The sequence below is a fragment of the Bacteroidota bacterium genome (genome assembly GCA_034723125.1).
Taxonomy (GTDB): Bacteria; Bacteroidota; Bacteroidia; order CAILMK01; family JAAYUY01; genus JAYEOP01.
The window spans coordinates 1-6,537 of the sequence record JAYEOP010000269.1 but is presented as its reverse complement, the minus strand read 5'-3'; the positions used below and the strand labels follow the sequence as shown (position 1 = coordinate 6,537).

At 31.7% G+C, this 6,537-nt stretch carries 5 protein-coding genes; 3 read left to right on the top strand and 2 right to left on the bottom strand.

Annotated features, from left to right (window positions below):
* Positions 1-294 precede the first annotated feature (294 nt).
* Positions 295-1,104, top strand: a complete 810-nt coding sequence (locus U9R42_07440) for a hypothetical protein (GenBank protein ID MEA3495854.1) — start codon at positions 295-297, stop codon at positions 1,102-1,104.
* Positions 1,105-1,110: 6 nt separating this feature from the next.
* The gene (locus U9R42_07435; GenBank protein ID MEA3495853.1) at positions 1,111-1,233 is read left to right on the top strand and encodes a hypothetical protein; all 123 of its coding nucleotides are present in this window, start codon (positions 1,111-1,113) and stop codon (positions 1,231-1,233) included.
* A 541-nt stretch (positions 1,234-1,774) separates the two neighbouring features.
* Here U9R42_07435 and U9R42_07430 read toward each other — a convergent pair.
* Positions 1,775-2,515 carry a YebC/PmpR family DNA-binding transcriptional regulator gene (locus U9R42_07430; GenBank protein MEA3495852.1) on the bottom strand — a complete coding sequence of 247 codons (741 nt, stop codon included), beginning with the start codon at positions 2,513-2,515 and terminating at the stop codon, positions 1,775-1,777.
* A gap of 135 nt (positions 2,516-2,650) precedes the next feature.
* Between U9R42_07430 and U9R42_07425 the strand changes: the two genes are divergently transcribed.
* Positions 2,651-4,879, top strand: a complete 2,229-nt coding sequence (locus U9R42_07425) for a S46 family peptidase (GenBank protein MEA3495851.1) — start codon at positions 2,651-2,653, stop codon at positions 4,877-4,879.
* Positions 4,880-5,075: 196 nt separating this feature from the next.
* On the opposite strand, the gene U9R42_07420 is transcribed toward U9R42_07425, so the two are convergent.
* Positions 5,076-6,197 (bottom strand): hypothetical protein, encoded by a 1,122-nt coding sequence (locus U9R42_07420; GenBank protein ID MEA3495850.1) that lies wholly within the window; start codon positions 6,195-6,197, stop codon positions 5,076-5,078.
* Positions 6,198-6,537 lie beyond the last annotated feature (340 nt).

Genomic DNA, 6,537 nt, shown 5'->3' with positions numbered 1-6,537 from the left:
GAATAATGAAATTTGCTGACCACAAAAGTTGCTCAGCATCTTCTTTTTACTTCAAAATTCTTTATTCCTTGTTTCGCAACCGCTAAAGCTACAGCGAACGTGGTCAATATTCATTATTAATAAATACGACTGGTACTTTTTCGGTTAATAGAGTGGGTAGTTTTCGGTTAATATATACACCTAAAATGCCTTGAGTTATAAGAGGTGTTTCGGTTATGCTTTATACAAATCCTAAACTACTCATTATTCCACAAAATAAATTTATTTTTGCCCTGAACATAAAAGTTTTGAATTATGAAAAGAATGTGGGTTTTATGGATTTTGGCAATAATTATCACTTTGCTTGCAGCTTATTATCAAAGAATGACAGGTCCTACCTATCCTCAAAAGTTAGATATAAATTTCAATGGGCATGAATATAATTTGGAATTACTAAGGAGTCATGGTGGGCAAGACAAATGTTTTATTGAATTGGATATTCAGAACAAAGATATTTCTGCTGAGTTATTTTATCATCGATACCCTGTTAATGAAAAATATACAAAAGTTGAATTCAAAAAAGAAGGGAATAAAATTATAGCGGAGCTTCCTGTACAACCTCCTGCCGGTAAATTGCAGTATTACATTGTTTTAAAAGAAAAATTGGAATTTGTAGAAATTTCTAAAGAGAATCCTGTTGTAATTCGTTTTAAAGGAGGCGTTCCCGCTTATATTTTAATTCCGCATATTTTCTTTATGTTTTTTGCAATGATGTTTGCAAATCTTACAGGTTTAATGGCTGTATTCAAGAAAAAGAATTACAAAATATATTCTGTAATTACTTACATTCTTTTAATTGCTGGCGGATTAATCTTAGGTCCTATTGTTCAAAATTTTGCGTTTAATGAATATTGGGCAGGAGTACCTAATGGCTGGGATTTAACTGATAATAAATTATTAATCGCTTTTATTTTTTGGTCAATTGCAGTATTTGCCAATTTGAAAAAAGAACGATTATACTGGATTTGGATAGCTGCAATTGTTACACTTATAATATTTTCCATTCCTCACAGTATGTTTGGTTCGGAATTAAATTATTCAACGGGAGTAGTAACACAGGGATAGAACAGGATGCAGGATGCAAGATACAGGATACAGGATTCAAGATGCAGGATTCAAGATGTAGGATGCAAGATTCAGGATTCAGGATGCAGGATGCAAGATTCAGGATGCAAGATTCAGGATGCCGACTGAAGACTATCATCTAACTAAACCTGCTACCTATTGATTATCTGTTATTAAAGAAATTACCAATTTAAGTGCTTTTTCAAGTTTTTTTCCAATTTATCCTTAGTCTGTAGCAAAGGAAATTGTAAAATGGGGGTTAAGGATTTTCTGTTGTAAAAAATATCTATTTTACTTTATAAATCCATAATTTGAGTTTTTTCTTCTTTTTTACCTCTTTTGTTTTTTCTCCTTGAGGAGAAATTATAAGGTAAAAACTCAAATTATTATATTGGAAATTTCAGGATTGGTAATTTGGCTACCTACTGGAGACTGAGGACTGTTTTTGACTACACGCCTTCTGTTTGTCGTGAAGATCTATCCAGTTAGATAATTGGATATATCGCATCGCGATTGAGGGACTGCCGACTGCCGACTGAAGACTGCCGACTGAAGACTGCCGACTGAAGACTGCCGACTGAAGACTGCCAACTGAAGACTGCCGACTGAAGACTGCCAACTGAAGACTGGTTTTTATAAGTACCTCTTTCCCACCTATTTCCCTATAATTTTATTCAATACTATCAACAAGTTCATCTGTTAGTTCGATATCGTGATACACTTCTTGAACATCATCGTCTTCTTCAATTGTATCAATAAGTTTCATTATAGATTGAAATTTACTTACTGATAGTTCTTTTGTCATGTTTGGAATTCTTTTTAAACCAGCATTTTCTATATCAATATTTAGTTCATCAAGCTTTTTCTGGATATTTCCAAAATCTTCACGAGCAGAAGTTACAGTTATATAGCCATCTTCAATTTCAATTTCTTCAGCATAGTCAAGGAGTTCTAATTCAAGTTCATCGGTATCCATTTCAGGAACCTTAAAGGTAAATACTCCTTTTTGTGTAAATATATGACTGAGGGAACCTGTTTTGCCAAGGCTTCCGTTAAATTTTGTAAAATAGGAACGAATGTTAGAAACAGTTCTGTTATTATTATCGGTAGTGCTTTCTACAAAAATAGCTACTCCATGAGAGCCATATCCTTCAAAAGTAACTTCTTCATAAGTTGTTCCATCATCACCCGAGCCTTTTTTTATAGCTCTATCAATATTTTCCTTAGGAAGATTTTCAGATTTACTATTTTGGATTACTAATCTAAGGCGAGGATTTCCATCGGGGTCAGGACCGCCCATCTTTGTAGCAATTTGAATTTCTTTTACAAGTTTTGAAAATATCTTTGACCTTTTGGCATCATTTGCACCTTTTTTTCTTTTTATTGTTGACCATTTACTGTGTCCTGACATAATCCTATTTTTTTTGTTTAGGCAAATTTATATATTTCAACTTTATAAGAATTATTTTTTTTTGTTAATTTTTTCTATAACATTATTCAATTTATTACTTTTGCGGAATATTTTTTTTAATCAAATTTAAATCTAATGAAAAAATACTTAATACTTTTAGTAAGTTTGTTTGTTATCCTTTCTTCAAGCATAGCAAAACCAATCAATCCACCTGATGAGGGGATGTGGTTACCATTTTTATTGACCAATAATTACGAAGAGATGAAAGCTCTTGGGTTAAAGTTAACACCCGAAGATATTTATAATGTAAATAAATCAAGTCTTAAAGATGCAATTATTATTTTTGGTGGCGGCTGTACAGGGGAAATGGTATCTCCTGACGGATTAATTTTAACAAATCACCATTGTGGTTTTGGACAAATTCAATCTCACAGCACAGTTGAACACGATTATCTCAAAAACGGTTTTTGGGCAAAAAGCAGAGATCAAGAATTACCTAATGAAGGCTTGTCTGTTAAATTTCTTATTAGCATTGAAGATGTTACCGATGACGTTTTAGATGGCATAGATGAAGGAACAACAGAGTATGACAGAGATTCTATAATACGAAAAAACTCAAAGGAAATTGAAGGTGAAGCTAATGCCGACAATCATTATCTTACAGAAGTAAAAAGTTTTTTTGCTGGAAATAATTATTATCTTTTTCTTTATGAAGAATTTACAGATGTACGTCTTGTAGGTGCACCTCCAACATCAATAGGAAAATTTGGTGCCGATACCGATAACTGGATGTGGCCTCGTCATACAGGTGATTTTTCAATGTTCAGAGTTTATTGTGCTCCCGATGGAAATCCTGCTGACTACTCTGAAGAAAATGTTCCTTATCATCCAAAACATTTTTTACCAATTTCTTTAAAACCAAAGAAAAAAGGTGATTTTTCAATGATAATGGGAAATCCGGGAACAACGGAAAGATACCTTACTTCTTATGGAATTAATTTGGCTTTAAAACATAAAAATCCATCTATTGTTGACATAAGAACAGTGAAACTTGAGCTTATGAAAGAGGATATGGATGCTTGTGAAAAAGTTAGAATAATGTATGCTACAAAATATGCACACACTGCAAATTACTGGAAATATTTTCAAGGACAGTCAAGAGGTCTTAAGCGTTTGCACGTTTATGATAAAAAATTAGCATTGGAAAAAGATTTCCAAAAATGGTTTTCTAAAAGTGATAAAAACATTCAAAAATATGGAAATGTAATGTCTGATTATCAAGAAGCTTATAAGGTTTTATCAAAATATGAAGTTCCTTCTAATTATTTCTTTGAAGCCATTTATCGTGGAGCTGAGTTTATAACTCTTGCCAATAGTTACAGAGGATTATACAAATTATTAACTGCTGATGAAGTGGCAGAAGGGAGGTTAGAAAGATATGTTAATTATTATAAATCCAATCTTGACAAACATTTTAAGGATTATAATTTTGAAACAGACAAAAAGATTTTCGGAGCAATGATGAAAATGTATTTTGAAAATGTTGACAAAGAATTTCATCCGGAAATATACAGTTACATCATGAAAAAATTTGATGGTAATTTTGACGAATATGCAGAATATGTTTTTGATAAATCAATCTTTGTTTCTAAAGAAAGAATTCTTGAATTCCTTGAAAATCCTAAAGCTAAAACGATAAAAAAAGACCCGGGATTTAACGTAATGAAGCAATTCGTTGATGTCTATATATCAATTTTAGACAAAAGCAAAGTTGCAAAAGTTCAAAAAGCTAAAGCCGACAGATTGTTTATTGACGGTTTAATGAAAATGAAAAAAGATAAAAAGTTTTATCCAGATGCAAACTTTACAATGAGAGTTACTTATGGAACGGTTCAGGATTATTATCCTTCCGATGCTGTGCATTACAACTATTACACTACAATGAAAGGTATAATAGAGAAAGAAGACCCAACAGATGATGAATTTATTGTTTCCCCAAAACTTAAAGAATTATATGATAATAAAGATTTTGGAGAATATGGTGTAACTGATGAAGCCGGCAACAAAGTAATGAAAGTTTGTTTTCTTACCGATCATGATATTACAGGTGGTAATTCAGGAAGCCCTGTTCTTGACGGAGAGGGAAATTTAACAGGTATTGCTTTTGACGGAAACTGGGAAGCAATGAGTGGAGATATTGCTTTTGAGCCTGAATTACAAAGAACTATTAATGTTGATATCAGATACGTTCTTTTTGTAATTGATAAATTTGCCGGTGCTAAAAATCTGATTGATGAAATGAAAATTATAAGACCTGAAAAGAAAAAAGAAGAAAAGAAAGAATTGGAAGAAGTTGTTGAATAAACTATTTAAACATTTTGAAAAAATCCTTATTGGCATTGCCGATAAGGATTTTTTTTGTTCTATGTCAAATACTGTGGGTAATCAAATTTGCCACAAATCAACATTGAACCTATTTAGTGCCTCTTAGAAAACTATCTATTTTTATATAATGAGATTGTAGTTTAAAAATTTTTTAATACAATTAGTCAGCAATATCTTATTTTTTGTAAGATTTATTTAAGTTAAATCCAACTGATGCACCATAGTATCCACCTGATTTTTTTGGTGAAGCATATAAATTTAAAGGAATATTAAGGTTACCTGATTTAAATGTTTTACCAATTGACCATACCCAACCTGCACCAAATTCAATGTCACCATTTTTATCAACACGTTCTTCTATTTCATATCCTTCCTCTACCCTATCATTTGGATCTATTTCATCAAATCTGCTTTTTGGCAACCATTTTCCTGCCCCCTCATTTAAGAAGTTCTTATCATCATAAAAACCTTCTGATATTCTTTTTAAAGTAAAAGACGGACCAAATGCAATCTCCCATCCTGTTTTATTTGACCTAAAACCATTCGCTAATACCAAACTGGGAACAAACATGCCTTGTGCCATACCACTAAACATAATCAGATATTCCACCAAAGCCTGAAAATTTCCTGTACTGATATACTGTGTTTCAAACTGATAACCAAACTGAGTCATAACCGGATATGCGTCCCAACCCCCATCGCCAATAGATGCTTGTAACCTATCACCAAAATCTCCGGAGATATAAGCAACTCCAATTCTTGGTCCTGTTAACTTTAATGTCTCCTGTGGAATATTAAGAAGTGTGTTTGTAACACTCAACCTATTAACAACATTAGGATCATTTGGCCTATCCAGAATATTGTTTATTGAAACACCAACCATATTTTGAATATAATCTGGCATATCAACATACTCACTAATCTCAGATTTTTTCACAATTGCTTTATTTACATCAATCAATCTAAAGGAAATAATTATTTTCCCACCCAACTTAACAATACTCCCTGTGAGCATATTATCAACATTAAGAGTTTTTCCTGCATCAATAAGACGTGTCTTTCCATAACAAATCTCAATATTTTTTTCTTTGATAAAATCCTTCATATCATACTTATCCATAACCTCGTAAACATTTGTTTTCTCTAATTCAATTCGTACAAGGTCTGTTATGGATTCAAAATCATAATCCAGATTTTTTGATTCAATTCCCAACACAGCAATTGATTGCTTTTGTTGTCCATAGATTGTTCCCGTAAGAACAAAAACCATCATTAAAATTACAGATATTTTTTTCATAGCTCAAATATTTTTGTTTGCACAATGGCAAACGTTTACAATAATTATTTTTACTTCTTAAACTGCTACTAACCAAGTCTTAAAAATTCAAATTATATCCTTTTTGACATTTTTGTAATAGCAAAGATAATAAATATTTAAATAGATTTGTATTAAAAATTAATATTTAGGGAGGTTCTATGAATACATTTCTTTTAAGAAACAAAGATAATGAATAAGATGCAAGGCACAAATTTTTCTGAATAGCCGTAGCTATTGAGAAAAATTTTAACGCAGTCAGATTGTTTATTATCTTTGTTCCCAAAGGGTTTTCAGAGTTTTTCATATACTTCTTCAAAAC

Bases quoted from the DNA above. Each gene is read 5' to 3' on its own strand.
- U9R42_07440 (MEA3495854.1), top strand. From the start codon at position 295: ATGAAAAGAATGTGGGTTTTATGGATTTTGGCAATAATTATCACTTTG.
- U9R42_07435 (MEA3495853.1), top strand. From the start codon at position 1,111: ATGCAGGATGCAAGATACAGGATACAGGATTCAAGATGCAGGATTCAA.
- U9R42_07430 (MEA3495852.1), bottom strand. From the start codon at position 2,515: ATGTCAGGACACAGTAAATGGTCAACAATAAAAAGAAAAAAAGGTGCA.
- U9R42_07425 (MEA3495851.1), top strand. From the start codon at position 2,651: ATGAAAAAATACTTAATACTTTTAGTAAGTTTGTTTGTTATCCTTTCT.
- U9R42_07420 (MEA3495850.1), bottom strand. From the start codon at position 6,197: ATGAAAAAAATATCTGTAATTTTAATGATGGTTTTTGTTCTTACGGGA.